Origin of the sequence: Bradyrhizobium sp. SHOUNA76 (assembly GCF_023006445.1) — a bacterium.
Lineage (GTDB): Bacteria > Pseudomonadota > Alphaproteobacteria > Rhizobiales > Xanthobacteraceae > Bradyrhizobium.
Window position 1 is genome coordinate 1 of record NZ_JALBHA010000789.1, and the last position, 1,910, is coordinate 1,910.

2 protein-coding genes are annotated in these 1,910 nt (G+C 66.0%); both read left to right on the forward strand.

What is annotated here, in order from left to right:
- Window positions 1-599, forward strand: a 599-nt coding sequence (locus tag MOV74_RS37125; RefSeq protein WP_246932363.1) for a pitrilysin family protein, incomplete at its 5' end; no start/stop codon positions are given.
- Window positions 596-1,910, forward strand: a 1,315-nt coding sequence (locus tag MOV74_RS37130; RefSeq protein WP_246932365.1) for a pitrilysin family protein, incomplete at its 3' end; no start/stop codon positions are given. The genes MOV74_RS37125 and MOV74_RS37130, both read left to right, overlap by 4 nt.

Consider the following 1,910-nt stretch of genomic DNA (forward strand, 5'->3'; position numbering starts at 1 on the left):
GCACCGTCACGCTGGCGGATCCGCGCGTCGAGCAGCCGAGCATGCGGCGCTATTATCTGGTGCCCTCGGCGACCACGGCTGCTGCCGGTGAAAGCGCGGCCCTCGACGTGCTGGCGCAGCTGATGGGCAGCGGCAGCAATTCCTATCTCTACCGCGCCCTCGTCGTCGACAAGCCGCTCGCGGTCTCCGCCAACGCCAGCTATTCCAGCATCTCGCTCGACCCGACGCAGTTCGCGATCTCGGCCGCGCCGAAATCCGGCGTCAGCTTCGCTGAGGTCGAGCAAGCGGTCGACGGCGTCATCGCCAACGTCGCGCAGAACCCGATCCGCGCCGAGGATCTGGAACGCGTGAAGACCCAGCTCATCGCGGAAGCGATTTACGCTCAGGATAACCAAGCGGTGCTGGCACGCTGGTATGGCGGCGCGCTGACCACGGGCCTGTCGATCGAAGACATCAGAAGCTGGCCCGACCGCATCCGCGCGGTCACCGCCGAGCAGGTCCGAGCAGTCGCGCAGAAATGGCTCGAGAAGAAGCGCTCGGTGACGGGTTACCTGATCAAGGACACCGCGACCACCAAGCGCGAGGAGAAGCGTTCGTGACCTATCCTTTCCTTCGACGCGTTGCATTCTCCCTCGCCACCGGCGCGGCACTTGCGCTCGCCGCGGTCTCGCCCTCGCAGGCAGCCGCAAAGATCCAGCACCTGGTCTCGCCGGGCGGCATCGAGGCCTGGTTCGTGCAGGACGCAACCGTGCCGCTGATCGCCATGGAATATTCCTTCGCCGGCGGCTCGGCCCAGGATCCCAAGGACAAGCCGGGCGTCGCCAATCTGGTCGGCGACCTCCTCGACGAAGGCTCCGGCGATCTCGACTCCAAGACCTTCCATGAGCGGCTCGACCGCCGCGCCATCGAGCTCTCCTTCAGCGCCACCCGCGATACCTTCCGCGGCAGCCTGCGCATGCTGCGCGACAACAAGGACGAGGCCTTCGATCTCTTGCGGAGCGCGCTGACCTCACCGCATTTCGACACCGCCGATGTGGAACGCATTCGTTCGCAGGTCATCTCGGGCCTGCGCCGCGAGACCACGAACCCGACATCGCTGGCGAGCCGCAAATTCCTGGAGGTCGCCTTTGGCGATCACCCCTACAGCCGGCAGAGCAACGGCAACCTCGACAGCGTGCCGACCATTACGGTTCCCGATATGAAGGATTATGTCGGCCGCGTGCTTGCGAAGGATGGGCTGAAGATCGCGGTCGTCGGTGACGTCGATCCGGCGACCCTCGGCAAGCTGCTCGACCACACCTTCGGTAGCCTGCCCGCCAAGGCCAACCTCACGCCGGTCCCCGACGTCGAGGCCGCAAAGCCGCCGCAGCGCGCTTTCGTCACGCTCGACGTGCCGCAGACCGTGATCACTTTCGGCGGCCCCGGTGTGAAGCGCAGCGACCCGAACTTCATGGCGGCCTATGTCGTCAATCACATCCTCGGCGGCGGCGGCTTGTCCTCCAGGCTCTATCGCGAGGTGCGCGAGAAGCGCGGCCTCGCCTATTCGGTGTTCGAATCGCTGCTCTGGATGGAGCATTCGGCGGTGTTCATCGGCAATACCGGCACCCGCGCCGACCGCGCCGGCGACACCATCGATGCCATCGACAAGGAGGTGCGCCGCATCGCCGAGGAAGGCCCGACGCAGAAGGAGCTCGACGAGGCCAAGTCCTACCTGAAGGGCTCGCAGATGCTGGCGCTGGATACCTCCTCCAAGCTCGCTCAGGCACTGCTGCAGTACCAGCAGGACAAGCTGCCGATCGACTATATCGAGAAGCGCAACGCCATCGTCGATGCCGTGACGCTGGACGACGCCAAAGCCGCCGCCAAGCGCCTCTGGGGCCAGGGGCTGCTGACCGTCGTCGTCGGCCGCG